Genomic DNA, 24482 nt, shown 5'->3' on the forward strand with positions numbered 1-24482 from the left:
GCCTACTCGAGGTAGTCGCGCAGCGACTGCGAGCGGCTCGGGTGGCGCAGCTTCGCCATCGTCTTGGACTCGATCTGGCGGATGCGCTCGCGGGTGACCCCGAAGGTGTCGCCGATCTGGTCCAGCGTCTTCGGCATGCCGTCGCCCAGGCCGAAGCGCATGCGGATGACGCCAGCCTCGCGCTCGGAGAGGGAGTCGAGCAGGCTCTCCAGCTGCTTCTGCAGCATGGTGAAGCCGACGGCGTCCGCGGGGACGACCGCCTCGGTGTCCTCGATCAGGTCGCCGAACTCGCTGTCGCCGTCCTCGCCGAGTGGCGTGTGCAGGGAGATGGGCTCGCGGCCGTACTTCTGCACCTCGACGACCTTCTCCGGCGTCATGTCGAGCTCGCGGCTGAGCTCTTCCGGCGTGGGCTCGCGGCCCAGGTCCTGCAGCATCTGGCGCTGCACGCGGGCGAGCTTGTTGATGACCTCGACCATGTGCACCGGGATGCGGATGGTGCGGGCCTGGTCGGCCATGGCGCGCGTGATGGCCTGGCGGATCCACCAGGTGGCGTAGGTGCTGAACTTGAAGCCCTTGGTGTAGTCGAACTTCTCGACCGCACGGATGAGGCCCAGGTTGCCCTCCTGGATGAGGTCGAGGAACTGCATTCCACGACCGGTGTAGCGCTTGGCCAGCGAGACGACGAGGCGGAGGTTGGCGCCGAGCAGGTGGCTCTTGGCACGCGCGCCGTCCTTGGCGACCCACTGCAGCTCGCGGCCGAGCTGCGACTTCTTCTCGGCGTCGGTCATGTGCGAGAGCTTGTCCTCGGCGAACAGGCCGGCCTCGATGCGCATGGCCAGCTCGACCTCCTCTGCCGCGTTCAGCAGGGCGACCTTGCCGATCTGCTTCAGGTAGTCCTTGACCGGGTCCGCCGTGGCGCCGGTGATGGCGCTGGAGTAGACGGGGACGTCGTCCTCGTCGTCGGTGACGGAGAGGACAAGGGCGCCGGTGGGCAGCGGCTCGGTGACGACGGAGCGCTTGGGCTGGCCGTCCTCATCCTCGTCGTCGACCTCGTCGGCGGCTGCGGCGGACTCGTCGACCTCGTCCTCGACGGCGGTCTTCTTGGCGGCGGCGCGCTTGCGCGGCGCGGCCTTCTCTGCGACCGGCGTCTCGGCTGCGGCCTTCTCGGCGGCGGCCTTGGTGGTGGTCGCCTTCGCGGCGGTCTTGCGCACGGGCGCCTTCTTGACCGGGGCGGCCACAGCCTCGGCGGACGCAGTGTCGGCGGGCTCGGTGGCGGCGTCTTCGCTCGCGGCGGGCTTCGTGGATCGGGTTGCCATTCGAGCACCTCTCAGACTGGCGAGCGACGGCACGCCCCGTCGGGGCAGCCATCTCTCGTTGTTGTTCCTCTCGGGGCGGAGCCACAAAAGGACATTACGAGGACCCATGTCAAGTCCTGGGCCGTCTCCCGAGCGCGAGCAAGGGAAACCCAAGTCAAGAACGGGTCCGTCTTTGATTATTGCACGGATTCGTGATCGCGGATGCCGCAGGCACCCGCTCCGGCGCTAGTGGCCCCGGCTGTGCCGCCACCGCCTGGACAGTGCAACCCAGATGGGGGCCACTTCTATTCCCTCTTCGTGGCGCATCTGGCGCCGCGTGCGGCCCCGGGCGCGCAGCAGCATCACGACGCCGAAACCGATGACCGCGTACTGCACCACGAAGGCGATGCGGAAGGAATCCGCGGAGTAGAGGTCACTCGGCTCCCCCGCTGCCTGCCGCGCCTGGTCGAGCAGGTCCAGCACGGCTCCGATCAGGAAGATCATCACGAAGCCGGCCGAGAAGCCGCCGATGTTCACGATCCCGTTCGCCGAGCCGAGGCTGCGCAGCGGGTTGAAGGTGCGGGCGAAGTCGAGTCCGATCAGCGAGCCCGGCCCGCCGATGCCGAGCACGACGACGAGAACGCAGATCACCCAGAACGGCGGCTCCCCCGGCCAGAGCAGCACGACGGTCCAGGCCACGGCGATGCCGAAGACGATGGCGAGCACGAGGGTGCTGCGCCGCAGCGGGAAGCGCGCGGTCAGGATCCCGATGATCGGCCCGGCCACCATGCCGGCACCGACCAGCACGAGCAGCATGGCGGCGGCCGTCTGCTCGCTGTAGCCGAGGCCGAAGACGAGGAAGGGGATCCCCCAGAACATGGTGAACACGGTGCCGGCCGACTGGGTCACGTAGTGCGACCAGAAGCCGAGCTGGGTGCCGGGGCGTTTCAGCGCGCCGCGCAGGTGCTTGATCGCGTCCGCCAGCGAGGAGGCGCGGTGCCCCTCCGGCGTGCCGGCCGGCCTGTCCCGCAGGGCGATGATGCCGAGCAGCAGGGCGAGCACCGAGACGGATGCCGCCGAGACGAACGCCGGGGTCCAGCCGAAGGTGTGCAGCACCCACGCGAGCGGGACGGCGGAGAGCACCTGGCCGAGCTGGCCGATGTTCCCGGCCCACTGGGAGAGCTGGGGCACGATCGGCCCGGCGAACCAGGAGCTGATCAACCGGATCAGGGAGATGAAGATGGCGGCGTCGCCCGCGCCCACCAGGATGCGTCCGACCACGGCCAGCGTGATGCTCGGCGCGAACGCCATGAACAGCTGGCCGGCCACCATCAGCGCCGTGCCGGCGAGCATGAGGGCACGCGGGCCGAAGCGGTCGATGAGCACGCCGACGGGGATCTGCATGGCCGCGTAGACGAGGAGCTGCACCACGGCCAGGCTGGAGAGCGCGGCGGCGGAGCTGTCGAAGCGGTCTGCCGCCGCCACACCGGAGATGCCGAGCGAGGTGCGCTGCATGACGGCGACGAGATAGACAAAGGCGCCGACGCTGAAAATCAACCAGGCTCGACGAGAATTCACTGATCTAGCCTAACCAGCCCGGGGCGGCCTCCCGCGCCACCGGGCGCCGCGCGCTACGGGGCGAGCGGCGGCTCGCCGTCGTTGTGCCGCTTGAAGGCGAGGAACTTCTCCAGCTCCGCCGCGATCTCGTCGGCGCTCGGCAGCTCGCCGTCCTCGTCGGTCAGCGGCGACCGCAGGGTGGTTCCGGCCATGTAGCTGTCGTGGCGCTCCTCGAGGGCGCCGACCAGCTTCGCCAGCTCGCCGTTCTCCGCCACCTGCGCGTCAATCTTGCCCAGGAACTCCCGGTTGGCCTCGCGGAGCCGGTCGGTCGGGAAGATCAGCCCGGTGGCCGCGCTGACGCTCTCCAGCGCCGAGATGGCGGCGGCCGGGTACTCGGTGTCGGCCAGGTAGTGCGGGATCAGCAGGATGAAGCCGACCGTTGGCCTGCCCTGCTCGGCGAGCCGGTACTCCACCAGGTGCAGTGCGTTGGCGGGCACCTGCGTGTGCGGGCGCCAGACGGACATCGCCGAGGTGAGCTCCTCGCGGTTGCCGCTGACGGTGACGCCGATCGGGCGCGTGTGCGGGACGGGCATCGGGATGGAGTGCACCCAGGTCGTGCTGGCCACCCCGAAACGGTCGACCAGGTCGAGCAGCGCCTGGCTGAACTGCTCCCAGCGGAAGTCGGGCTCGAACCCGGCCAGCATGAGGAAGGGCTGCCCGAGCTCGTCGCGGGCCAGGTGCACCCGGAGGGCCGGCGGCTGGTAGTCGGTGAGGTGGTCCTCGTCGAAGTAGATGATGGGGCGCCGCGAGCGGTAGTCGAGCAACAGGTCGGCGTCGAACTCGGCGACGACCACGTGGTTCATGGTGCCGAGCAGGTACTCGGTGAACTGGCCGACCGCGCCGCCGGCATCGGCGAAACCGGTCAGGCCCGCAACGAGGTGCAGGCCCTCTGGCACACTGGCGGCATCCGGGGTCAATCGATACAGTTCACTCGCGTCGCGCATAGCAACATGCTATGCGTGCGGGGCGGCGCCGGAACCGCAGAACGGCCATGCCGTGAGCGAACACCCTATTCCCGCACGCCTAGCATTGGGGGTATGACTTTCTCCCCTGCCCTCGTCAGCACCGAATCAGCCCTCAGCTCCGACGCGGACGTGCTCCTGCTCGCGGCCGTCTCCGTCGACGGCGCCCCGGTGCTGCGCGCGTCGGACGAGTTCGCCGAGCTCGGCGGAGCGCTCGCCGCCCTCGGCTTCACCGGCGCTGCCGAGCAGCTGGTGCGCATCCCCGCCACCGTCGGCGCGGCCGGCAGCATCGCCGTCGTCGGCCTCGGCAAGACCGTCTCCGCCGACAGCCTCCGCGGCGCGACCGCTGCGGCCGTGCGCACGCTGACCGGCGTCGACACCGTCGCCATCGCCATCCCCACCGCGGATGCCGCACAGGCCGCGGCCGTGCTGGAGGGCGCCGGCATCGGCAGCTACTCCTTCACCGAGTTCCGCAGCAGCACGCTGGAGCGCACCAAGACCCCGGCCGCCCAGATCACCGTGCACCTGGACGCGGAGGCAGCCGAGCTCGACGTCGAGTCCCTGCTCGGCCGCGCCGACGTGCTCAGCGAGGCGTTCGCCCTGGTCAAGGACCTCGTCAACACTCCCCCGTCCGAGCTGTTCCCGGCCAGCTTCGCCGAGCGGGCAGAGGCCGCCGCAGAGGGCCTGCCGGTCGAGCTGGAGATCTGGGACGAGGCCGAACTGGCCGCCGACGGCTTCGGCGGCATCCTCGGCGTCGGCCAGGGCTCCTCCCGCCCGCCGCGCCTCGTCAAGGTCAGCTACTCCCCCGAGCCGGCCGACGGCGGCAGCTTCAAGCACCTGGCCCTGGTCGGCAAGGGCATCACCTTCGACACCGGCGGCATCTCGCTGAAGCCCGGCGCCTCCATGGTCGGCATGAAGTACGACATGACCGGCGCGGCCACCGTGCTCGCCATCGCGCTCGCCGCGGCCAAGCTGGCGCTGCCCGTGCGGGTGACGGCCTGGCTCTGCCTGGCCGAGAACATGCCGTCTGGCACGGCGACGCGCCCGAACGACGTGCTGCGCATCCGCGGCGGCCAGACCGTCGAGGTGCTGAACACGGATGCCGAGGGGCGCCTCGTCATGGCCGACGGCCTCGCCGCGGCATCCGAGGAACAGCCGGACGCCATCGTCGACGTCGCCACGTTGACCGGCGCGCAGATCGTGGCCCTCGGCAGCCGCTACTCGGCCGTGATGGGCGATGACGCCCTGCTGGCCCGGGTGCTCCAGGCCGCCAGCGCCGCCGACGAGAAGATCTGGCCGATGCCGCTGCCGGAGGAGCTCCGCGCCACCATCGACTCGGATGTCGCCGACATCGCCAACGCGAAGATCGGCAACCCGGCCGGCGGCATGCTGCTCGCCGGCGTGTTCCTGCAGGAGTTCGTCGGGATGCAGGCCGACGGGGAGACGAGGATCCCCTGGGCGCACCTGGACATCGCCGGCTCCTCGCACAATGAGGGTGCGGCGTACGGCGCGACCGGCGCGGGCCCGACCGGGGTGACCCTGCGCACTCTGCTCAATCTGGCCGAGGACTATGCCCGCCCGTAGTAGGCTCGTATGGGCAAGAAATGCTTGCCAAACACGCCTGCTCGCTGGCCACAAACCCGCGGAGCAGAACAGGCCGATCGACCTGATGCAAAGGGAGTAACTGAGTGTCCGAGCAGAATTTTGACATTGTCGTTCTCGGTGGAGGAAGCGGTGGCTATGCGGCCGCGCTCCGGGCTGTACAGCTCGGCTTCACCGTGGCCCTGATTGAGAAGGACAAGCTCGGCGGCACCTGCCTGCACCGCGGCTGCGTCCCGACCAAGGCCTTGCTGCACACCGCGGAGGTGGCCGACGTCGCCCGCGACGCAGCCAAGTACGGCGTCAACGCCACCCTCAACAGCATCGACATGACCACCGTCAACGCGCACCGCGACGGCATCGTGACGAGCAAGTGGAAGGGCCTGCAGGGTCTGATCAAGGCCCGCGGCATCACCGTCATCGAGGGCGAGGGACGTCTCGTCTCCCCCACCAGCGTGCAGGTCGGCGCCGACACCATCGTCGGCAAGAACGTCATCCTGGCGACCGGCTCGTACTCGCGCTCACTGCCGGGGCTCGAGCTCGGCGGCCGCGTCATCACGAGCGAGCAGGCCCTCACGCTCGACTACATCCCGAAGAAGGTCGCCGTGCTCGGCGGCGGCGTCATCGGCGTCGAGTTCGCCAGCGTCTGGAAGTCCTTCGGCGCCGACGTCACCATCATCGAGGCCCTCCCGCACCTGGTGCCCAACGAGGAAGAGTCGATCTCCAAGCAGCTCGAGCGCGCCTTCCGCAAGCGCGGCATCGAGTACTCGCTCGGCGTGCGCTTCCAGAGCGTCAGCCAGAACGAGTCGGGCGTCGTCGTCACCCTCGAGGACGGCAAGACCATCGAGGCCGAGCTGCTGCTCGTCGCCGTCGGCCGTGGCCCGGCAACCGCGGGCCTCGGCTTCGAAGAGGTCGGCATCACCATGGACCGCGGCTTCGTCATCGCCAACGAGCGCCTCGCCACGAACGTGCCCGGCGTCTACGCCATCGGCGACATCGTCCCCGGCCTGCAGCTCGCGCACCGCAGCTTCCAGCAGGGCATCTTCGTCGCCGAGGAGATCGCGGGCCTGAACCCGATCATCGTCGAGGACATCAACATCCCGAAAATCACCTACTGCGACCCCGAGGTCGCATCGGTGGGCTACAGCGAGGCCAAGGCCGCCGAGAAGTTCGGCGCCGACCAGATCTCCAGCTACGACTACAACCTGGGCGGCAACGCCAAGAGCTCGATCCTCGGCACCGCCGGCTCCGTCAAGGTCGTCCGGGTGAACGACGGCCCCGTCGTCGGTGTGCACATGATCGGTGCCCGCGTCGGCGAGCTCATCGGTGAGGCACAGCTCGCTGTCAACTGGGAGGCATACCCCGAGGACATCGCGCCGCTGATCCACGCGCACCCCACCCAGAACGAGGCCATGGGCGAGGCATTCCTCTACCTGGCCGGCAAGCCGCTGCACGCGCTGTAAGCGCCGCGCGCCCCGACTGCAATAAGCTCAGAATGAATAACGCTTTGAAGGAGACAATCGCATGAGCGAATCCGTCAGCCTCCCGGCACTCGGTGAGAGTGTCACAGAGGGTACGGTCACCCGTTGGTTGAAGAACGTGGGCGACCGCGTCGAGGTCGACGAGCCGCTGCTCGAAGTCTCGACCGACAAGGTCGACACTGAGATCCCGTCGCCGATCGCCGGCGTGATCGAGGCAATCCTGGTGCAGGAAGACGAGACCGTCGAGGTCGGCACCGCGCTGGTCACCATCGGTGACGGCTCCGGCGCCGATGCGGCCCCCGCCGAGGCCCCCGCCCCGGCCGCCGCACCCGAGCCCGTCGCTGCTCCGGCCGAGGCCCCGGCCCCGGTTGCCGCCCCGGCCCCCGCTGCCGCTCCGGCCCCCGCGGCCCCTGCTGCTCCGGCAGCTCCCGCCGCACCGGCCTACGCTCCGGCCCCGCCCGCAGCACCGGTCTACGCCCCGGCCCCGCCGGCTGCCGCCCCGGCACCCGCTGCCGCCCCCGCGGCAGCACCCGCCGCCGCCGCCCCGGCAGCGCCGAGCGGATCGCACGCCTCCACCAGCGGCTACGTCACCCCGATCGTGCGCAAGCTCGCCAACGAGCAGGGCGTCGACCTCAACACCCTCACCGGAACCGGTGTCGGCGGTCGCATCCGCAAGCAGGACGTGCTCTCCGCACAGGCTCCCGCTGCCGGCGCCGTCGCCGCGGCCCCCGTCGTCGAGGTCTCGCCGCTGCGCGGCACCGTTCAGCCGATGTCGCGCCTGCGCAAGGTCGTCGCCGAGCGCGCCGTCATCTCGATGAACTCCACCGCACAGCTGACCACGCTGGTCGAGGTCGACGTCACCCGCGTCGCCATGCTGCGCGACAAGGTCAAGGCCGAGTTCCTCGCCAAGACCGGCAACAAGCTCTCCTTCATGCCGTTCTTCGCACTGGCCGCCGCCGAGGCGCTCAAGGCGTACCCGGTGATCAACGCCACCGTCGACGGCGACTCGATCGTCTACCCGGACCACGAGAACCTGAGCATCGCCGTGGACACCGAGCGCGGTCTGCTCACCCCCGTGGTGCGCGACGCGAGCTCGCTGAACATTGCAGAGCTGGCAGCCCAGATCGCCGATCTGGCCGGCCGCACCCGCGAGAACAAGCTCAAGCCCGACGAGCTCGCCGGCGGCACCTTCACGCTGACCAACACCGGTTCGCGTGGCGCGCTGTTCGACACCCCGCTGGTGTTCCTGCCCCAGGTCGCCATCCTCGGCACCGGTGTCGTCGTCAAGAAGCCCGTCGTCGTCAGCGACAACGGCATTGACTCGATCTCGATCCGCTCGATGGTCTACCTCGCCCTCTCCTACGACCACCGCATCGTCGATGGCGCAGACGCGGCCCGCTTCCTCACCACGGTGAAGGCGCGCCTCGAGGGTGCGGCGTTCGAATCGCAGCTCGGCTACTAGTAGTCGAACAGCTCTCGTAGCAGCCAACCGGCCTCGCCCCTGATCATCAGGAGCGAGGCCGGTTTCGCGTTGTCCCCCGACTCTCCCCGGCTGCGTGTCGTCAGTGCGAGCAGGGCCGCGCCGCCGTTCTGCTCGACCAGGCTGAGCGAGGCGGGGTCCACGGCGTCGGGCAGCAGCACGGCCCCGTCGAGCTGTGCGCGGCGGATGAGCGCGGCATCCGCCCCGGCCAGCGGCCCGCCGGGATCCAGCACCCCGTCCAGGCAGAGCAGCGACGACTCCCGGAAGCAGCCCTCCCGTCGGGCGAGCAGCCGGGCGGCGGCCGCCACCGGCTCGACCTCGACCCCTGCCTCCACCTCGACCTGTGCCGCCGCGCCGGGCGGAGGAGGATCCGTGGCCGGCGCGGCAGGCGCGGGTGCGACCGCCGCGCTCCCGTCTCCCCCGGGTGGCAGCAGCGTGATGGCCAGCACGAACAGCGCGCCGGCCAGGGCCGCCGCGACGACGACGGGCCGCCGGTGGGCGTGCAGGCGGTCCCGCAGGGCACCGGCCAGCCTGTCCTGCCCGCCCAACCACGCCAGACCGTCCGGCAGCGCCCAGCCCCGCCAGCGCGCGGGCGGCGGCCGGTTCGGCTCGTCAGCACCCTCCGCGGCCGGCTCCAGGGGCTGCCCGGCCAGGCGCAGCGGCATGCCCGCGGGGTCGCGCGGATCGGCGGCCGAGCGACCGAGACGCACGGAGAGGGGCCTGGCGAGGCCGAACAGCCGGCGCTCGAGCTCGGCCGCGCACGGCAGGAACGGGTGGGCGGCGACGCGCTCGTCCAGCCAGTCCAGCAGTTCCTGCACCTCGTGCGGGGCGGCGCTGCCCGCATCGACGGCCCCGCAGACCAGTCGGGCGACGGCCGCCAGACCCGCATACTCGGCGCGCAGCACCCGGGTGCGCTCGGCGCCCGCCGCCAGTGGGCGGGCTTCCGCCCAGCCGGCCAGGTGCGCCCACCCCGCCGCGTCGAGACGGACGGCCCCGGCATCCACCGCCCCGTGGCTCCAGCCGTGCCGGTGCAAACGGTCCAGGGCGACGGCCAGCGGCGCCAGGATGGTGACCGCCTCCCCCGCGCGGATCTGCCCCCGGTCGGCGAGGAACTCGGCCAGGCTGGGGCCGTCATCGCGCTCCAGCACGAGGCAGATCCGCCCGTCCGGCAGCGTGAGCACATCGTGCAGGGTGGCCGCTATGCCCGGCGGCAGCCCGCAGAGCACCGCGATCTCCCGGTCCACCCGCTCGGCGTCCGCGCCCGCGTGGAAGACGCGCAGGGCGAGGGGGCCGGCGTCGGCATGGGCGAGGTAGACGGCGGCGCTCCGCCCGACCGCCAGCCGCCGGATCACCCGGTAGCCGGCGAGGTGCGCTGGCGCCGCGGCGTCCGCGCCCCCGCCCCCGCCGAATGCGGCGGGGGCGTCCGCGTCCGCCCGTCGTCCGTCGCTTCGCCGCGTCCATCTCACGGGCCCATCCTGCGCCGAGAACCGGGCCGCGCCGGGGACCGGCCAGGGCCTGTGCAGAACTTCCGCGACCCGCCCCGCTGTGCACAACAGCCCACCCGACCGACGCGGTCACGGGGGCGCCGCCGACTCGGTATTCTAGAGAGCATGGCACGTAGCTCGGAGAAGTCTTCCACCCCCAAGCAACCCGGTCGCTTCAAGCAAATGTGGCAGGTCTTCCAAATGACCCGCCGCTACGACTCGAGCGCGCAGTGGCTCATGCTGCTCGGCTTCCTCGCCCCGATCATCGTCGGCGTGGTGCTCGGCATCGTGCTCGGCAACGGCAACGGTTTCACGATCGCCCTCTGGGTGGTCGCCGGCGTGCTCGCCGGCGTGCTGATAGCCCTGATCATCCTCGGCCGTCTCGCCGAGAAGGCCGCCTACTCGCAGATCGAGGGCCAGCCGGGGGCCGTCGGAGCCGTGTTGCGCAGCTCGCTGCGCCGTGGCTGGATCGGCAGCGAGATGCCGGTCGCCGTCAACGGCAAGACCCAGGATGCCGTCTACCGCGCCGTCGGCCGCGGCGGCATCGTGCTGATCGCGGAGGGCGCGTCCTCCCGCACCGCCCGCATGCTCGAGGACGAGAAGCGCAAGATCGGCCGCATCCTGCCGAACGTCCCGGTCGAGTTCGTGACCGTCGGCCGCGGTGAGGGCGAAGTGCCGCTGCACAAGATCCCGCGCAGCCTCTCCCGCATCAAGAACACGCTGAGCAAGGCCGAGGTGCTCGCCATCAACAACCGCCTGAGCTCGCTCGGCACCCAGCTGCCGATCCCCAAGGGCATCGACCCGTTCAAGGTGCGCCCGCAGCGCGGTCGCTAGCCAGCAACGACACGAGACGGATTCCGCAGCGCTGCGGCATCCGTCTCGTGCGTTAACGCCGCAACCCGCGCGCTCGGGCCAGAATGGAACCGATCGGCGACGAGCGGACATTCCAGGGTATGAGCACAAGCGACGAAGACGACTGGGCGCTGGCGTGTGCCGGCGACTCGGCCGCTTTCGGCGCCCTCTTCGACCGGCACCACGCCCGCGTGCTGCGGCACTGCCTGCGCCTCGTTCCGCTGGCGCACGAGGCGGAGGATGTCGCGGCCATGGTCTTCTTGGAGTGCTGGCGGAAGCGCCGCCAGGTGCGCTTCGTCGATGGCTCGCTGCTGCCCTGGCTGCTGGTGACGGCGACGAATGTCGCGCGCAACGCGAGCAGGAGTGCCCGTCGCTATCACGCACTGCTGGCGCGGTTGCCGGCGCCGGAGGAGTCGCATCGCCCCGACGATGCAGTTGACGAGGACGTCCGCGCTGCGTTTCTCGCTCTGTCGGGCACGGACCGCGAGATTCTGACTCTTCGCGTTCTGGAGGGATTCAGCGAGGCCGAGGCCGCTCGCGCGTTGGGCATCGCCCTCGGAACGGCCAAGTCGAGGCTGGCCCGCGCGAAAGCTCGACTCGCGGCCGGGCTCGGAGAGGCTGAGGTGCCCGCCGGCTTCGCGACACCCGCAGCCGCACCGCTGACGGAGGCACAACGATGAAAACCAATCCGGCACCCGATCGCACCTCCGCGCTCCGCAGCGCCCTCCTCGACGAGCACGCCGCCCGGTACCGGCGCTCGAAGGCCCGGCGGCGGCTGGGCGCCGCCGCAACGACTGGTGCGGCGGTCATCGCCATCGCACTGACGGCCGCGTTCCTCGTGCCAGGGCAGGGCGCGCCGGGCGGCACCCCTCAGGACGCCGCCCCCGTTCCTGACTACAGTGCCGTGACCAGCGGCGGCACCGCTGACATCGTTGTCTTCGGATCCCCGGCTGAACTCCTGCCGTATGCCAGCCTCGTCGTCACCGGGCGCGTTGTCGGTATCGATTCCCTCGAGGTCTCCGGAATCCTCGGGCCCGCCACCGTTCCGGTGCTGCGGCTCGATCGAGTCGAGACGACGCACGGCCAGCGCGAGCCCGGCGATCCGGAATCCGACACCATCGGCATCGTGTTGGAGTCCCCGGACCCGCACGTCGAGTACCTCCAGTCCGACGGCGCCCTCGAACGGCTCTTCCCGTGGGGAACTCAGGTCGAGGCCTATCTCCAGCCCGGATTCGACTACGAGGGCTTGGGGGTCCTCGATCCCTGGCGCACCGTGCCAGACCCGCGCGCGACTCGGACGCTCGTCGGCTACTGGCCCGTGCACCCACAGGCGCTGACGATCCAGCTGCCCGACACCGACGTCGTCTTCTGGCCGCTGTTCAACGGCATCCCGGTCATCGGCTTCGAGCCACCCCAGGGCTAGGCGGGGATCACGAGGATCAGCAGCCAGCTCCGGCGTCAACCGGGCTCCCGCCCGCCGGAGTCCAGGCGGAACGGCGGATACACGTCGGTCATCAGCCCGAGGTACGCGAGCGTCCGGTAGACCCAGCGGCTCACGCCGACCAAGAACTCGAACAGTGGTCGCGGGTACCGGCCGGTGACCAGCAGTAATGTCCCCGCGATCACCACGAGCAGGTTGAAAACGGAGTAGCCGCCGCTCGGCGGCCCGCCCTGCCAGTCCAGGAACACGTCCCACGGGTAGAGCATGATGACGCCGACGAACAGGCCGATCAGCACCAGGTGTGGGATCCCGAGCAGCCATTTGACGAGCACGCGGGGCGCGACAGGCGCTCGGGATAGTCAACGGAGAACTCCGCCGGGTAGTCGGTCTGGGCGAGCGTCATGGGCGGGTACCGGTCGGTTCCGAGGCCGGCGTAGACGTAGAAGCCGACTCGCCAGTGCCAGCGGAGCACCCCGACGGCGAAGTCGAACAACCGCCGCGGATACCTCCCGGTCACGAGGATCGCGGCGCCGGAGACGACGGTGGTGACCACGAGCGCTGCGGTGAGGCCGAGCAGAATCAGATAGTGCGGGATCGCAAGGATCATCTTCACCAGCCACAACCACCGAGAGAGCCGTGGATCGCGGGCGGCCTCGAGCCGCACCGGAGAGCGGGTGATCATGGGCCGGGCCCTTTCCTGTGGAGTCGGCATCAGCCGACGTCGATGACGACGTTGCCACGCTTGCGGTTGGTGTCGACGCGCCGGTGCGCGGCGGCGATCTCGTCGAGAGGGTAGCGGCGATCGATCACCGCACGGAGCCGACCCGCGTCCAGGAGGCACCCGAGGTGCTCGAGGTCGGATGCCAGGTAGGGCCCGGGTGCGGTTGCGACCGTCAGCCCGTGTCGCCTCGCCTGCGCGGGCGCCGTCACGAGCGAGCGGAGGTTGCCCGCCACCAGCAGGACGGCCCCGCAGGGCCTCAGCACCGGGCGCACCCGGGACACGGGCGCGTTGCCGACACAGTCGATCACAATGTCGTAGCGATCGGGCCCGCCTGCAAAGTCGGCGGCGTTGTAGTCAACGGTGCTGTCGGCCCCGAGCGAGCGCACCAGCTCGGCATTGCCGGCGCTGCTGACAGCGGTCACCTGGGCGCCGGCGGCGGCGCACAGTTGAACCGCCGCGGAGCCGACGGCACCGGAGGCGCCGTTGACCAGCACGCTGCTGCCGGGCTCCACGCGGGTCTGGTTGAGGAAGGCCCTCGCGGTGATGCCGCCGAACACCAGGGCCACCGCCTCGGCGAAGCTCGCGGTGGTGGGTTTGAGGGCGATGGCGCTGGACTCGTCGGCGACGGCGAACTCCGCGTGCCCGGCGAAACGGCTGCCGAGCATGGCGACCACCTCGTCGCCGGGCCGGAACCGGGTCACCCGCGCCCCGACCGACTCAACAACGCCGGCGACATCCATGCCGAGGATCGGCCGCCGGGGGCGCCTGATCCCGAGAACCAGGGAGGACGGAAGTGCCAACCCTGCTGGCACGTCCTTGCTGCGTGCGCGCCGGTCGGCGGCACTGACGGTGGTCGCCCGCACCCGGATCAACACCTCGGTGGCGCCGACCTCCGGCTGGGGCACCTGCTCGACGCGCACAACGTCCGGTCCGCCGAAGCGGTGGTACACGGCGGCCTTCATCGGGTCACCCCGTCGACGGCGGCACGGCGGCGGATGACCAGCTCGGCCACGGCCAGGTTGAGCGCCCACGCGGTGCCCATGACCACGGCGCGCGGAATCTCACTGTGCGCGCCGAAGAGGATCCCCGAGGGAATCAGCAGCAGGGCCTGCGTGCCCGCACCGAGGGCAATGGCGTACGCCCGCGTCATCCATTCGCTGTGCGTGACGAAGTCCCGGCGGATGATGGCGCGAACCGCCAGCGCGATGCTCGCCAGCATCGCCGAGCCGAACAACAGGCGCAGCACGAGCAGGGCGAAGCCGTCTCCGGCGGGGAGCTGGTAGAAGACGGCCATCCACATCCCCGAGAGGGCCGACAGCACGCCGGCGGGGATGAGGATGCGTCCGGCGGTGCGATGCCAGCGGGCACGACCACGACGGAGTGCGGGGACGAATTGGAACGCCCCCAACAGGCTGAACACGGTCACGCTCACGATGTGGGTCAGCACCGGGATCGGCGAGTCGAGGAAGCGCGCGTTCTGCGCCGTCTCGAGCGCCCCGCCGGTGATCTCGCTGAGCCTGGCTGCGCCCGCGAGGACGGGGATGAGGCTGAGCAGCACGAGCCCGACGGGCGCGAGCCACTGTCGCCGGCTGGCCCGGGTGGCCGCCGCGGCGGCGATGGTGGTGGTCATGGCGACTCTTCTCCCTGCGGTTCACGGTGTAGCTCATTCACGGAAATGAGGGTGGCGCCGAGGGCTCCGAGCCGGCGCAGCAGGCCGTGCAGGGCGGCCTGGTCGGCCACCGGGCCGGTGAGGACGGTCGTGCCGTCGACATCGCCCGCCAGCGTGAACCCGTCGAACCACTCGGCCCAGTTGTCGTCGAGCAGCCCGCCCAGGCGGACCTGGTACGTGTGCGTGTTGGTGGTCATACGCGCAATCTACGGAGGCGCGGGGTGAGCGGGCATCACCACACCTGGTGAGCGGGGTGGTGATTCGGTTAGAGCAGCCCCCGCTCGCGCGCCCGCCGAACGGCCGCCCGGCGGTTGCCGACCGCGAGCTTCTCGAAGATGTGCCGGGTGTGGGTGCGCAGGGTATTCACCGAGACGAAGAGCGCCCGGGCGATCTCGGGGCCGCTGAGCTCCGAGGCGAGCAGGGTGAGCACCTGCAGCTCTCGCTCGCTCAGGCGCGGCCCCTGCGCCCCCGCGGGTGCGACGGGCTGCCGCTGGAGCTGCCGGATCTCGGCGACGACGCCGAGTCGCCCGCCGGCCAGGGCCGCGTCGTGGAGCCGGCCGAGCAGCGGGCCGGCCGACGCGTCGCCCTGTGCGAGCAACAGCCGCGCCAAGGTGAGGTGGGAGTACTCGCGCAGGTAGTCGAGCTCGTCCTGTGGCGTCAGGCCCTGGGCGTCCAGCCAGGCCCGCGCCTCCGGCAGGTGGCCCTGCTCGATCCGGATGCGCGCCTTCATGGCGCCGATCGGGCGCGCCTCCGCAAAGAAGCCGCGCCGGTAGGAGCGCTCCGCCTCCTCCAGGAGGGCGAGGGTTTCCTCTGGCTGAGCCTGCGCCCGGCGGAGGAGCGCCTTCGACACGAACCAGCGGTAGCGGTGCTCTGAGGAGAATGCGCCGGCCCCGAGTGCCTCCGCCGCGGCGAGTTGCTCCTCCGCCGCGGCCAGCTCGCCCAGCTCGATCAGCACCTCGGCGAAGCCGCCGTGCAAATCGGCAGTGGGCGGCCCACCACCCAGCCGTGCGCGGGCCTCGCCGAGCGCGGACTCGTAGGCGCGGCGCGCCTCCCCCAGCCGCCCGAGGGGCACCAACATGTCTGCGCACACCATCGTCGTGCTGAGGGCGTCGGTCAGGTTTGCGGCCAGTCGGAGGCTGTGGCCGGCATCCGCGAACGCACGCAGCCCGCCCTCCAGGTCGCCGCCGGCCCAAAGCCCGAGCCCGAGCAGCCCCGCCGCAGCGCCCCGCCCGAGGTGTTCCTCCGGGCCCGCCAGCTCCAGTGCGCGGCTCGCATGCCGGGTGACGCCGGGCACGTCCCCGGCGGCCAGGGCGACGGCGGCGCGGTAGAGCGCGATGGTGATCGGCAGCGCGTCCAGTTCGGCGCCGGGCTCCGACTCGTGTGCGGGTGCGCCCGGCGCCAGCAGCCGCTCGGCGGCCACCAGCCGGGGCTCGACGGCCGCGATCTCGCCGGCGACGAGAGCCGACCAGGCGGAGAAGACCAGCAGCACGGGGCGGCGGGCCATCGTGTCAGCTGGCAACAGCGAGAGCCAGCGGAGCAGCGCCGCATCCTGTCTGCTCTTCCGGACGCCGGGGATGCTGGCCTCGATCAGCCGCGCGGCCCTGGGCAGGTCGCCGGCCGCCAGCGCATGCCGGACCGCCTCCTCCAGCGCGTCGTGGTGCTCGAACCACGCGCTGGCGCGCGCGTGCAGCACCGCGGCCCGTTCCGCGCCGGGGCCGAGCAGCCGGGAGCGCAGCACGTCGGCAAAAAGGTGGTGGTAGCGGCACCACTCGCGCGCCTCGTCCAGCGGCACGACGAACAGGTTCGCCCGCTCCAGCGCGGCCAGCATCGCGCCGCCGCCGGTGGCCCCGGTGACCGCGTCGCAGAGCGGGCCGCTCAGCCGGTCCAGGATGGCCGTGTCACGGAGGAAGTCGCGCGTCTCCTCTGGCGCCCGCTCGAGCACCTCCTCGATGAGGTAGTCGATGACGAAGCGGTTGCTGCCGGCGAAGCCGGCGATGAAGGCGGATGCGTCGGCACGGTCTCGCATCGACAGCGCCGCCAGCTGCAGGCCGGCAATCCAGCCCTCCGTGCGCGTCTCGAGCGCTGCCACGTCCTCCTGCGAGAGCGAGAGTCCCATCGCGGTGTTGAGGAACTCGGCCGCCTCGGCGGGCGTGAAGCGCAGCTCACCGGCGCGCAGCTCGGTCAGCTCGCCCCGGGCGCGCAGTCGCGCGACGGGCAGCAGCGGGTCGGAGCGGCTGGCAATGGCGATGTGCAGACTGGCGGGCAGGCGGTCGAGCAGGAAGCCGAGTGCGTCGAGGATCGCGGCATCCTCGATCACCTGGAAGTCGTCGAGGACGAGGACGATCTCCTGCCCGCTGTGCGCGGCCTCGTTGATCAGCAGGGCGAGCCCTGCCTCCAGGCTCGGTTGGCCCGCGTGCGCGTGGACGCCGATGGCCGGATCGGCGGAGTGGAGCGCGGCGCTCAGGTAGGCCAGGAACCGCGCGGGGTCGTTGTCGCCCTCGTCGAGCGAGAGCCAGGCCGCCCGCACTCCGGACCGGGCACGGAGCGCGGCGACCCACGCGCTGAGCAGGGTGCTCTTGCCGAAGCCGGCCGGGGCAGAGACGAGGCTCAGCCGTCGACCGCCGCGGAGGCCGGCATCCAGCTCGTCCACCAGGCGCGGCCGGTCAACGGCCTGGGAGCGTGGCGCTGGCGCGAAGAGCTTCGTGGCCAAGATCGGCGTCACCATGCGCCCATGCTAGTGCGGGGCGGAGTTGCGGGGCCCGTGCCGCCTAGACCCAGTGCTGCCTAGGCGCGGATCAGCACCGTGCCGGCGACCTTGTCGTGGAAGCCGCGCTGGTCCGAGTCCCAGACCAGGGCGGGGATGACGACGACGAGCAGCAGCGTGCGCACCAACACCCGCCAGAACGCGGGGCTGTGGCCGTCGAGGCCGATCAGGCGCATGCCGAACACGCGGTGCCCGATGCTGGCGCCGAGCGCTGCGATCGCGAGGACCTGCAGAACGGCGAAGAGGCCCAGCGTGTAGAAGGAGTACGCGAGCGACTCGTAGGGCGCGAGGAGCAGGGCAAGGCCCATGGCGATGGCCCAGTCCACAGCGATACCGCCGATGCGGCGCCCGGCGCGGGCGACGGAGTGGGCGCCCTCGTTCGGCAGGCCGAGGCGCTCCCCCGGCCACTTGCTCGGGGGGAGCTGGCCGAAGGTTTGCTTGGCGGCGATGTTTCGGCCGGTGGGGCGGGGAGTTCGGGAAGCAGACATCGCAGCCCAGTCTACCGATCGGCCGGCCACGTAACATGCTCGAAACATTCGCGACATTCACGAGTAATTCACCGGTCATAATCTCGGGGCAGGTTGCGCGGAGTAGCCGTACTGGTTCCAGATCTGGGAGAATTCCGACATGTTTAGCGATTCATCTGAGGTGCTCAGCTTCATCAAGGAGACCGACGTCAAGTTCCTTGACATCCGGTTCACCGACCTGCCCGGCGTGCAGCAGCACTTCAACATCCCCGCGGCCACCGTCGACGAGGAGTTCTTCACCGTCGGCCAGATGTTCGACGGCTCCTCGATCCGCGGCTTTGCGACGATCCACGAGTCAGACCTGCAGCTGATCCCCGATGTGAGCACCGCCTACATCGACGTGTTCCGCAAGGAGCGCACCCTGGTGATGCTGTTCGACATCTACAACCCGCGCAACGGCGAGATCTACTCGAAGGACCCGCGCCAGGTCGCCCGCAAGGCCGAGAAGTACCTGGCGTCGACCGGCATCGCCGACACCGCCTTCTTCGCCCCGGAGGCCGAGTTCTACATCTTCGACGACGTGCGCTACGAGGTCAACCAGCACACCAGCTTCTACTCCGTTGACTCCAGCGAGGGCGCCTGGAACTCGGGCAAGCAGGTCGAGGGCGGCAACCTCGCCAACACGACCCCCTACAAGGGCGGCTACTTCCCCGTCAGCCCCGTCGACCAGCACGCCGACCTCCGCGATGACATCAGCCTCAAGCTCATCGACGCCGGCCTGCAGCTCGAGCGCAGCCACCACGAGGTCGGCACCGCCGGCCAGGGCGAGATCAACTACCGCTTCGACACCATGGTGCACGCGGCCGACGACATCCTGAAGTTCAAGTACATCGTCAAGAACACCGCCAACCAGTGGGGCAAGACGGCCACCTTCATGCCGAAGCCGCTGTTCGGCGACAACGGCTCCGGCATGCACACCCACCAGTCGCTGTGGAACGACGGCAAGCCGCTGTTCTACGACGAGAACGGCTACGCCGGCCTCTCCGACATCGCCCGCTGGTACATCGGCGGCCTGCTCAAGCACGCCCCGGCCGTTCTGGCCTTCACCAACCCGAGCGTGAACTCGTTCCGCCGCCTGGTGCCCGGCTTCGAGGCGCCCGTCAACCTGGTCTACTCGGCCGGCAACCGCTCCGCCTGCATCCGCATCCCGATCACCGGCTCCAACCCGAAGGCCAAGCGCATCGAGTTCCGCGTTCCGGATGGCGCGAGCAACCCGTACCTGGCGTTCGCGGCCCAGCTGATGGCCGGCATCGACGGCATCAAGAACCGCATCGAGCCGCACGAGCCCGTCGACAAGGACCTCTACGAGCTGCCGCCCGAGGAGGCCAAGTCGATCCCGCAGCTGCCCGGCTCGCTCGAGGCGGCCCTCGACGCGCTCGAGGCCGACCACGACTTCCTGCTGCAGGGCAACGTGTTCACGCCCGAGCTGATCGAGACGTGGCTCGACTACAAGCGCGAGCACGAGATCAAGCCGCTGCAGGCACGCCCGCACCCGTTCGAGTTCGAGCTGTACTACGGCGTCTAACCCGCCGATCCCGCAGCACAACAGAATGGCCCGCACCGGCAGGTGCGGGCCATTCTGCATCCCCTTGCTACGATCGGAATGACTGCACTCCCGCCGGGGGACGACCCTCGGCCGCCACCATTTCGAGGACGACCTCGGCACAGAGGTCGGCTCATGCAAGACTCCCCCGAACCACGCGATGACTCCTGACCGGCGTGGGTGCGCTGCACCACGCCGGAGCGCGCCCGCCACACCGTGCTCCTCTACCTCGCCGCCTTCCTCATCGTCGGCGCGGCGGCGCTCTCAAGCCCCGACGCCGTGCCGTGGATCGAGCTGGCGATCGTGTCCGCCGGCACCGTCTGGGCGTTCGCGCAGTGGCGGTTCGTGCGACGACAGCAGCAGCGCTTCGATGCGGGGCTGCACGAGTTCCTGCAGGAGCTCGAATCGCCGCCATCCGGCAGATGACCCGGTGGGCGGGCCAAGAACCACGAGAGACCGGGTCAGGACGCGCGCTGCGCCCGCTGCCTGCGACGCTGCGCGCCCAGTGCCAGGCCGAGCCCCGTCAGCAGCACGAGCAGGCCGGCGAGGGCGATGCCCCCGTCGACGCCGGTGGTGGCCAGCGGGGCCGCCGCCGCGGTTGTCGGCCGGGGCGTCGGCACGGCCGTCGGCACGACCGTCGGCTCGGGTTGGGGCGCCGGCGCCAGCGCGAGGCCGACGAGTAGCTCTGCCTCGACGTACCCCGCGTCGCCCTCGAACCCAATGGCGAGCTCGGTCGCGGCAGCGGATGCCGGCGTGATTTCGCATTCGGCGCGGCCCGTGGCATCGGTGCGGGCGACACACGTCGCGTCGCCGAGTCGGAACGTGACGCTCCGCGCTTCGAGGTGGGCAGGTGACGGGGCGACGAGCATCGCCAGTCGGGCGTGCTGTCGCTGGTCGCTGGCGGCCGCCGTGCTCAGCTCGGCGGCGACCCGCAGCGGGGAGCCGACGGTTCCCTCCCGCTCGCCCGCGTACCTCAGCACGGGCGTCGCCTTGATGACGGAGATCGGCCGCGCCGCCGCGGAAGGCAGGTAGTCCGGGGTCCCGGCGAAGTCGGCCTCCAGCGTGTGCGCGCCGACGGGGAGCGCGTCGACCGTGCACCGTGCGGTGCCCACGCCGTCGATGATCGTCAGCGCCACGTCGGTGCAGCCCGCGAGGGCTGCGCCGGCGCTGCGGAAGCTCAGCGTGCCCGCGCCGCTCGGTGTCACCGTCGCGACAAGCACCAGCGGGGTGCCGAACTCCGTGCGGGATGCGGCGTCGAGCGTAGTGACGGTTGCAGCCGCCGCGATGCTGAGCGCGGCGGTCGTCGTGGCCACCCGGTAGTCGCCGTCGCCGGCGTAGCGCACCTCGAGCTCGGCGTCACCGGCCTTCACCGGCGTCACCTCGCAGACCGCATGGCCGGCGGCATCGGTCGCCGCGGTGCAGCTCTGCCCGTCGAGCGCGAAGCTGACGTCGCGGCCCGCGAGCGGGGCGCCGCCGGCGCTGCGGCTGCTGAGCGTCGCCGACACCGTCAGCGGCCGTGCGACGGTTCCGACGGCGTCGCCGGAGTATGCCAGTGCGGTGACGCCCGGGCTGACCACGATGGTGCCGTCAGCGCTGGACTCGAGGTAGTCGGCGTTGCCCGTGTAGCCGGCGGTGATGGCCGTGGTGCCGACCGGGAGGGTACTCAGCGTGCACTCGGCCGTGCCGACGCCGCCAACGACGGTGAGCTGCACATCGACACAGCCGCTCACGGCATCCCCGGCGGCCGTGAAGGTCACGGTGCCGGTCGCGGCCGAGGGCGCCACCGTCGCCACGATCGTCGCCGGGGATCCGAAGGTCGCACCGGTGCTCTCCACCGTGGTGATGCTCGCGGCCTGGCCGATCGTCACGCGGGCCGTGCCTCTCTGCGCTGAGTAGCCGGCGTCTCCGACGAAGGAAACGGTCACGTCGCCGGACTCGGCGACGTGGTGCGCATCGAAGGTGCAGCGGACGTCGCCGGCCGCATCGGATGTCACGGCGCAGTCCTGGCCGGCCCAGCTCATCGTCAGCGGCTGGCCAGCCATCGCGGTGCTCGTGTCGCTGGTGATGTTCGCGGTCACGTCGAAGGACTGGCCGATGACGCCCGTTGCCGGGCCAACGCTCACCACGGGCACCGCCTTCACGACCGTCACGATGACGTCATCGCCCGAGTCCAGATAGTTCTCGCCACCGAAGAAGGAGGCAAACACCTGCGTGCGGCCGAGGGCAAGCGAAGAGGTCGAACAGGTCGCCGTCCAGACGCCGTCGACTCGGGTCAGGGCCACGGAAGTGCAGAGAAAGGAGCCGTTGGACTTCCGGAAATCAACCCGGCCTCCGCTCGGGTCGGTCGTGACAACCGTGGCCGTGATCGTCACGGGTCGCCCGACGATGCCGATCAGCGCCGACGCGGTCGTGTCGGTGCGACCGGGCCGCACCTCCACCGTGTTGCTGCGGTACCCGATGTCGTAGTGCACGTTGCCGGCGAAGTCCGCTCCGACGAAGAGGTTCGAGCCGGCCAGCGTGGGAGTGAACGTGCAGCTGGCCGCGCCGTCGGCGCTACTGTTTGCGGGGCACTGGCGCCCCTCAAATGTGAACCGGATAGGGGTTCCGGTCCAATCCGTGCCCGCAGCGAGTTGCACCGTCGCGGTGAACGGCACGCCGACCTCCGTCGGGCCGGAGAGAGTCATGCGCGCGATGGCGCCAGACCGTTTCGTGGAGCTCACCGTGACGGTGTCCGACGATTCGTCGTAGGCGGCGGCGCCGCTGTAGCTGGCGGTGACCATCGTGTCGGTGACCGGGAACGAGCTCGTTTCGCACGTCGCGACCCCCGCGGTGAGGGGTCGATCGACGCATCCGGCGATCGCCCCGGCCCCCGTCGAGAAGGTCACCGTGCCGGTGGCCGCCGCCGGTGACACCGACGCCGTCAGCGTTCTCGGCGTGCCCCAGTCGGCCGCGGCATCCGCGGTCAACTCCGTGATGGTGGCCTCCGTGACCATCGTGAGCGAGTGTGCGCCGCTGGAACGGCCGTACAGACCCTGTTGCGTAAAGTCGAGGGACGGACGGCCGGCGATCGTCACCGAAGCTGATTGCTGGGACGCCACGTGGGTCCCCTGCACCGCAGACGCGGGGACGACGGCGATGCTCACTGCTCCGACACTGACGACGGCGGCGCAGAGGCCGACCACCAACACCCGACAGGCGGCTCGCATCCGTGGACGACTGACCCGTGGCACTGTTCCCCGTTCCGCACGGACCCGGTTTGGGTGATCCGCGCACATGGCATTGCAAAACTTAACGACCTGCAATACCACCGTCAACTCCCCGTTCGGGGCACGAGCCCGGCGGAGCCCCGAACGGGTGACCTGAGCCTCAGCGCGAATGCGCTGCGGACGCTCCGGTCGCTAGGCGGCGAGGATGCGCTGCTTCTGCGCCTCGAACTCGGCGTCCGTGAGAACGCCGGCGTCGCGGAGCTGGCCCAGCTGCGTCAGCTGCTCGATCACGGACGCCATGCCCACCGCCGGGGCGGCGGGTGCCGTGGGCTGTGCTGCAGGCGGAGCTGCCTGCGCTGCTGCGGCATCCTGTGCGGCCCAGCGCTGCTGCTGGCGACGGTGTGTGCTGCCGATCACCCGGGTGGCGATCGAGGCGCGGGCTGCCGTGCGCAACAGGCTCATGAGTGGCTTCCTTCTTCGAGTGCGTGCTCCAGGTCGGCGATGTCGACCCCGCCGGCGAGCATCTCGGTGACGCCGGCGCTGGCCCAGACGGCCGCGGCGGCGGCGAGCGAGCGGTCCTCGTAGACGATCACGATGGCCAGCTGACCGTCGGCGAGGTCGGCGGCGACGGCCGCCAAGTCCTCGGCGTCGAGGATGCCGGACTCTGCCCCATCGAACACCGAGAGGTCCAGGCCCGTCGTGCCCGTGAGCTCGGCGATGGCCCGTTTCACCGGGGCGCCGTCCACGCCCAGCGCGACGAGCTCGATGTCGAGCACCTCGATGATGCCCTGCTGCACACGCTCGAGCACGGCGCTCAGCCCAGGGCCGAAGTCTGCGCCGTCCTCACCGGCGAAGACAAGGAAGGCGACGGGGCCGGAGAATTCCTCGGTGGCCACGGTTAGCCCTTCCGTCCGGTGATGGCACGACCGACGTTGAGCGCGCCGAGCACGATCAGCGCGATGGCGAGGAACCACCAGAGGAACACGGCGCCCCACAGCGGGCTGCTCAGCAGCGTGAGACCGGCGATCACCGAGAGGATCGCGAAGAGCACGGTGAGTGCCTTCGATCCGGACTGCCCCAGCGTGAACAACGACGTGAACCCCTCGATGACCCACATGACGCCAACCATGATGGTGAGGAAGAGGGCGAGGAATGCGGCCGACTGCTGCAGGGAGCTGAAGGCGTACACACCGGCGATGACATAGAGGACGCCGAGGAGCACGTGCCCGATCCGGCCGCCCGCCCCGAGGGACTTCGAGAAGATCCCCAGCGCGACGTAGACGATTCCCGCGATGATCGCGTAGAGGGCGATGAGCCCGGTCAGCGCGACGGCGGCCTTCGTCGGCCACGCGAGCACCGCGATGCCGAAGCCGACGGCGGCGAGGCCGCCGACGAGGAGGGCAAGCCGCGCGCCCCTGGCCGGGGCGGGAGCGGCTGGCGCAGCGGTGGATGGAGCAGAAACGGATGGCGCGGTCATTCGGGTTCCTTCGGCTTGTCGGCTTCAGACGCGCAGGCAGGCGTCGCGCCCACTCTATCCACGGGCACCGTATTCGGGAACGACAAGTCCCCTAAATTGGTCCCGCCAGCGTCGATCTTCTCAACCCGCTGTGAAGCCCGCGCATCCGTTGCGAGTGCCCCGAACCGGGTGTAGACCTGAGGGAAGATCGACCGAATCGGAGAGAATCATGCCTGACAAGTCGCCTCACGACCACCACGGCAAGAAGCCGCCGGCGAAGACACTCAAGGAGAAACGCGCCGCGAAGCACGCGAAACTACATGACCCCATGCTGGACATGAACTCCGCGTCCGACGCGGTGAACAAGAACAAGTAGCGGCGTCGC

The 24482-nt window shown here is 70.6% G+C and carries 24 protein-coding genes; 9 read left to right on the top strand and 15 right to left on the bottom strand.

The window, feature by feature from the left end:
• Positions 1-2: 2 nt before the first annotated feature.
• From BLT62_RS10480 to BLT62_RS10490, 3 genes are all read right to left on the bottom strand, one after another.
• Positions 3-1316, bottom strand: coding sequence for an RNA polymerase sigma factor (locus BLT62_RS10480; protein WP_083364004.1), 1314 nt, complete (start codon positions 1314-1316; stop codon positions 3-5).
• A gap of 225 nt (positions 1317-1541) precedes the next feature.
• On the bottom strand, positions 1542-2873 hold the full coding sequence (locus BLT62_RS10485; RefSeq protein WP_083364005.1) for an MFS transporter: 1332 nt from the start codon (positions 2871-2873) through the stop codon (positions 1542-1544).
• A gap of 53 nt (positions 2874-2926) precedes the next feature.
• Positions 2927-3856 carry a proteasome assembly chaperone family protein gene (locus BLT62_RS10490; protein ID WP_083364006.1) on the bottom strand — a complete coding sequence of 310 codons (930 nt, stop codon included), beginning with the start codon at positions 3854-3856 and terminating at the stop codon, positions 2927-2929.
• Positions 3857-3949: 93 nt separating this feature from the next.
• Between BLT62_RS10490 and BLT62_RS10495 the strand changes: the two genes are divergently transcribed.
• The 3 genes from BLT62_RS10495 to sucB all read left to right on the top strand — a co-directional run bounded on the left by BLT62_RS10495 (position 3950) and on the right by sucB (position 8416).
• Positions 3950-5458, top strand: a complete 1509-nt coding sequence (locus BLT62_RS10495) for a leucyl aminopeptidase (RefSeq protein ID WP_083364007.1) — start codon at positions 3950-3952, stop codon at positions 5456-5458.
• A gap of 104 nt (positions 5459-5562) precedes the next feature.
• Positions 5563-6936: a dihydrolipoyl dehydrogenase gene (lpdA, locus tag BLT62_RS10500; protein WP_083364008.1), complete on the top strand. Its 1374-nt coding sequence runs from the start codon at positions 5563-5565 to the stop codon at positions 6934-6936.
• 61 nt (positions 6937-6997) lie between these two features.
• Complete coding sequence (sucB, locus tag BLT62_RS10505; RefSeq protein WP_083364009.1) at positions 6998-8416, top strand: 2-oxoglutarate dehydrogenase, E2 component, dihydrolipoamide succinyltransferase; 1419 nt, start codon at positions 6998-7000, stop codon at positions 8414-8416.
• On the opposite strand, the gene BLT62_RS10510 is transcribed toward sucB, so the two are convergent.
• Entirely contained in the window at positions 8413-9900 is a 1488-nt protein-coding gene (locus BLT62_RS10510) for a protein kinase family protein (RefSeq protein WP_156786310.1), read from the bottom strand. The two genes, sucB and BLT62_RS10510, sit on opposite strands and share 4 nt — an antisense overlap.
• A gap of 144 nt (positions 9901-10044) precedes the next feature.
• On the opposite strand from BLT62_RS10510, the gene BLT62_RS10515 reads away from it, so the two are divergent.
• From BLT62_RS10515 to BLT62_RS10525, 3 genes are all read left to right on the top strand, one after another.
• On the top strand, positions 10045-10752 hold the full coding sequence (locus BLT62_RS10515) for a DUF4191 domain-containing protein (protein ID WP_083364011.1): 708 nt from the start codon (positions 10045-10047) through the stop codon (positions 10750-10752).
• Between the two features lie 83 nt (positions 10753-10835).
• Positions 10836-11450 carry an RNA polymerase sigma factor gene (locus BLT62_RS10520; protein ID WP_231919101.1) on the top strand — a complete coding sequence of 205 codons (615 nt, stop codon included), beginning with the start codon at positions 10836-10838 and terminating at the stop codon, positions 11448-11450.
• Positions 11447-12193 (top strand): hypothetical protein, encoded by a 747-nt coding sequence (locus BLT62_RS10525; protein WP_083364013.1) that lies wholly within the window; start codon positions 11447-11449, stop codon positions 12191-12193. Before BLT62_RS10520 ends, BLT62_RS10525 begins: the two co-directional genes overlap by 4 nt.
• Before the next feature lie 35 nt (positions 12194-12228).
• Here the strand turns inward: BLT62_RS10525 and BLT62_RS17980 are convergent, their stop codons facing one another.
• The 7 genes from BLT62_RS17980 to BLT62_RS10555 form a co-directional block, all read right to left on the bottom strand.
• A complete protein-coding gene (locus BLT62_RS17980) occupies positions 12229-12507 on the bottom strand; it encodes a DUF4389 domain-containing protein (RefSeq protein WP_197675127.1) in 279 nt (92 codons plus the stop codon).
• Positions 12501-12893 (bottom strand): DUF4389 domain-containing protein, encoded by a 393-nt coding sequence (locus tag BLT62_RS17985; RefSeq protein WP_197675128.1) that lies wholly within the window; start codon positions 12891-12893, stop codon positions 12501-12503. The genes BLT62_RS17980 and BLT62_RS17985 overlap by 7 nt, the downstream gene beginning before the upstream one ends.
• A 29-nt stretch (positions 12894-12922) precedes the next feature.
• On the bottom strand, positions 12923-13894 hold the full coding sequence (locus tag BLT62_RS10535; RefSeq protein WP_083364014.1) for an NAD(P)-dependent alcohol dehydrogenase: 972 nt from the start codon (positions 13892-13894) through the stop codon (positions 12923-12925).
• Positions 13891-14562, bottom strand: a complete 672-nt coding sequence (locus BLT62_RS10540; RefSeq protein ID WP_083364015.1) for a DUF2306 domain-containing protein — start codon at positions 14560-14562, stop codon at positions 13891-13893. Before BLT62_RS10540 ends, BLT62_RS10535 begins: the two co-directional genes overlap by 4 nt.
• Positions 14559-14798 (bottom strand): hypothetical protein, encoded by a 240-nt coding sequence (locus BLT62_RS10545; RefSeq protein WP_083364016.1) that lies wholly within the window; start codon positions 14796-14798, stop codon positions 14559-14561. Before BLT62_RS10545 ends, BLT62_RS10540 begins: the two co-directional genes overlap by 4 nt.
• A gap of 68 nt (positions 14799-14866) precedes the next feature.
• A complete protein-coding gene (locus BLT62_RS10550) occupies positions 14867-17326 on the bottom strand; it encodes a LuxR C-terminal-related transcriptional regulator (RefSeq protein ID WP_083364017.1) in 2460 nt (819 codons plus the stop codon).
• A 59-nt stretch (positions 17327-17385) separates the two neighbouring features.
• Positions 17386-17853 carry an RDD family protein gene (locus BLT62_RS10555; protein WP_083364018.1) on the bottom strand — a complete coding sequence of 156 codons (468 nt, stop codon included), beginning with the start codon at positions 17851-17853 and terminating at the stop codon, positions 17386-17388.
• 139 nt (positions 17854-17992) lie between these two features.
• On the opposite strand from BLT62_RS10555, the gene glnA reads away from it, so the two are divergent.
• Together glnA and BLT62_RS10565 are read left to right on the top strand one after the other, a co-directional pair.
• On the top strand, positions 17993-19417 hold the full coding sequence (glnA, locus tag BLT62_RS10560) for a type I glutamate--ammonia ligase (RefSeq protein WP_083364019.1): 1425 nt from the start codon (positions 17993-17995) through the stop codon (positions 19415-19417).
• A 198-nt stretch (positions 19418-19615) separates the two neighbouring features.
• Entirely contained in the window at positions 19616-19861 is a 246-nt protein-coding gene (locus BLT62_RS10565) for a hypothetical protein (RefSeq protein ID WP_083364020.1), read from the top strand.
• A 35-nt stretch (positions 19862-19896) separates the two neighbouring features.
• On the opposite strand, the gene BLT62_RS10570 is transcribed toward BLT62_RS10565, so the two are convergent.
• From BLT62_RS10570 to BLT62_RS10585, 4 genes are all read right to left on the bottom strand, one after another.
• Complete coding sequence (locus BLT62_RS10570) at positions 19897-22428, bottom strand: Ig-like domain-containing protein (protein WP_172829684.1); 2532 nt, start codon at positions 22426-22428, stop codon at positions 19897-19899.
• Positions 22429-22833: 405 nt separating this feature from the next.
• Complete coding sequence (locus tag BLT62_RS10575; protein WP_083364022.1) at positions 22834-23103, bottom strand: SHOCT domain-containing protein; 270 nt, start codon at positions 23101-23103, stop codon at positions 22834-22836.
• A complete protein-coding gene (locus BLT62_RS10580) occupies positions 23100-23537 on the bottom strand; it encodes a hypothetical protein (RefSeq protein ID WP_083364023.1) in 438 nt (145 codons plus the stop codon). The genes BLT62_RS10575 and BLT62_RS10580 overlap by 4 nt, the downstream gene beginning before the upstream one ends.
• A gap of 2 nt (positions 23538-23539) precedes the next feature.
• Positions 23540-24118, bottom strand: a complete 579-nt coding sequence (locus tag BLT62_RS10585; RefSeq protein WP_083364024.1) for an HdeD family acid-resistance protein — start codon at positions 24116-24118, stop codon at positions 23540-23542.
• Positions 24119-24326: 208 nt separating this feature from the next.
• Here BLT62_RS10585 and BLT62_RS17680 point away from each other — a divergent pair, with 208 nt between their 5' ends.
• The gene (locus BLT62_RS17680) at positions 24327-24473 is read left to right on the top strand and encodes a hypothetical protein (protein ID WP_156786311.1); all 147 of its coding nucleotides are present in this window, start codon (positions 24327-24329) and stop codon (positions 24471-24473) included.
• The last annotated feature ends 9 nt before the right edge of the window (positions 24474-24482 follow it).

Source organism: Microterricola viridarii (genome assembly GCF_900104895.1).
GTDB classification, from domain to species: Bacteria; Actinomycetota; Actinomycetes; order Actinomycetales; family Microbacteriaceae; genus Microterricola; species Microterricola viridarii.

Coding starts and splice junctions, on each gene's coding strand:
- BLT62_RS10480 (WP_083364004.1), bottom strand. CDS start 1,316: ATGGCAACCCGATCCACGAAGCCCGCCGCGAGCGAAGACGCCGCCACC.
- BLT62_RS10545 (WP_083364016.1), bottom strand. CDS start 14,798: ATGACCACCAACACGCACACGTACCAGGTCCGCCTGGGCGGGCTGCTC.
- BLT62_RS10575 (WP_083364022.1), bottom strand. CDS start 23,103: ATGAGCCTGTTGCGCACGGCAGCCCGCGCCTCGATCGCCACCCGGGTG.
- BLT62_RS17680 (WP_156786311.1), top strand. CDS start 24,327: ATGCCTGACAAGTCGCCTCACGACCACCACGGCAAGAAGCCGCCGGCG.
- BLT62_RS10515 (WP_083364011.1), top strand. CDS start 10,045: ATGGCACGTAGCTCGGAGAAGTCTTCCACCCCCAAGCAACCCGGTCGC.
- sucB (WP_083364009.1), top strand. CDS start 6,998: ATGAGCGAATCCGTCAGCCTCCCGGCACTCGGTGAGAGTGTCACAGAG.
- BLT62_RS10490 (WP_083364006.1), bottom strand. CDS start 3,856: ATGCGCGACGCGAGTGAACTGTATCGATTGACCCCGGATGCCGCCAGT.
- BLT62_RS10550 (WP_083364017.1), bottom strand. CDS start 17,326: ATGGTGACGCCGATCTTGGCCACGAAGCTCTTCGCGCCAGCGCCACGC.
- BLT62_RS10520 (WP_231919101.1), top strand. CDS start 10,836: ATGGAACCGATCGGCGACGAGCGGACATTCCAGGGTATGAGCACAAGC.
- BLT62_RS10525 (WP_083364013.1), top strand. CDS start 11,447: ATGAAAACCAATCCGGCACCCGATCGCACCTCCGCGCTCCGCAGCGCC.
- BLT62_RS10570 (WP_172829684.1), bottom strand. CDS start 22,428: ATGGTCACGGAGGCCACCATCACGGAGTTGACCGCGGATGCCGCGGCC.
- glnA (WP_083364019.1), top strand. CDS start 17,993: ATGTTTAGCGATTCATCTGAGGTGCTCAGCTTCATCAAGGAGACCGAC.
- BLT62_RS10495 (WP_083364007.1), top strand. CDS start 3,950: ATGACTTTCTCCCCTGCCCTCGTCAGCACCGAATCAGCCCTCAGCTCC.
- BLT62_RS10585 (WP_083364024.1), bottom strand. CDS start 24,118: ATGACCGCGCCATCCGTTTCTGCTCCATCCACCGCTGCGCCAGCCGCT.
- BLT62_RS10535 (WP_083364014.1), bottom strand. CDS start 13,894: ATGAAGGCCGCCGTGTACCACCGCTTCGGCGGACCGGACGTTGTGCGC.
- BLT62_RS10555 (WP_083364018.1), bottom strand. CDS start 17,853: ATGTCTGCTTCCCGAACTCCCCGCCCCACCGGCCGAAACATCGCCGCC.
- BLT62_RS10540 (WP_083364015.1), bottom strand. CDS start 14,562: ATGACCACCACCATCGCCGCCGCGGCGGCCACCCGGGCCAGCCGGCGA.
- BLT62_RS17985 (WP_197675128.1), bottom strand. CDS start 12,893: ATGATCACCCGCTCTCCGGTGCGGCTCGAGGCCGCCCGCGATCCACGG.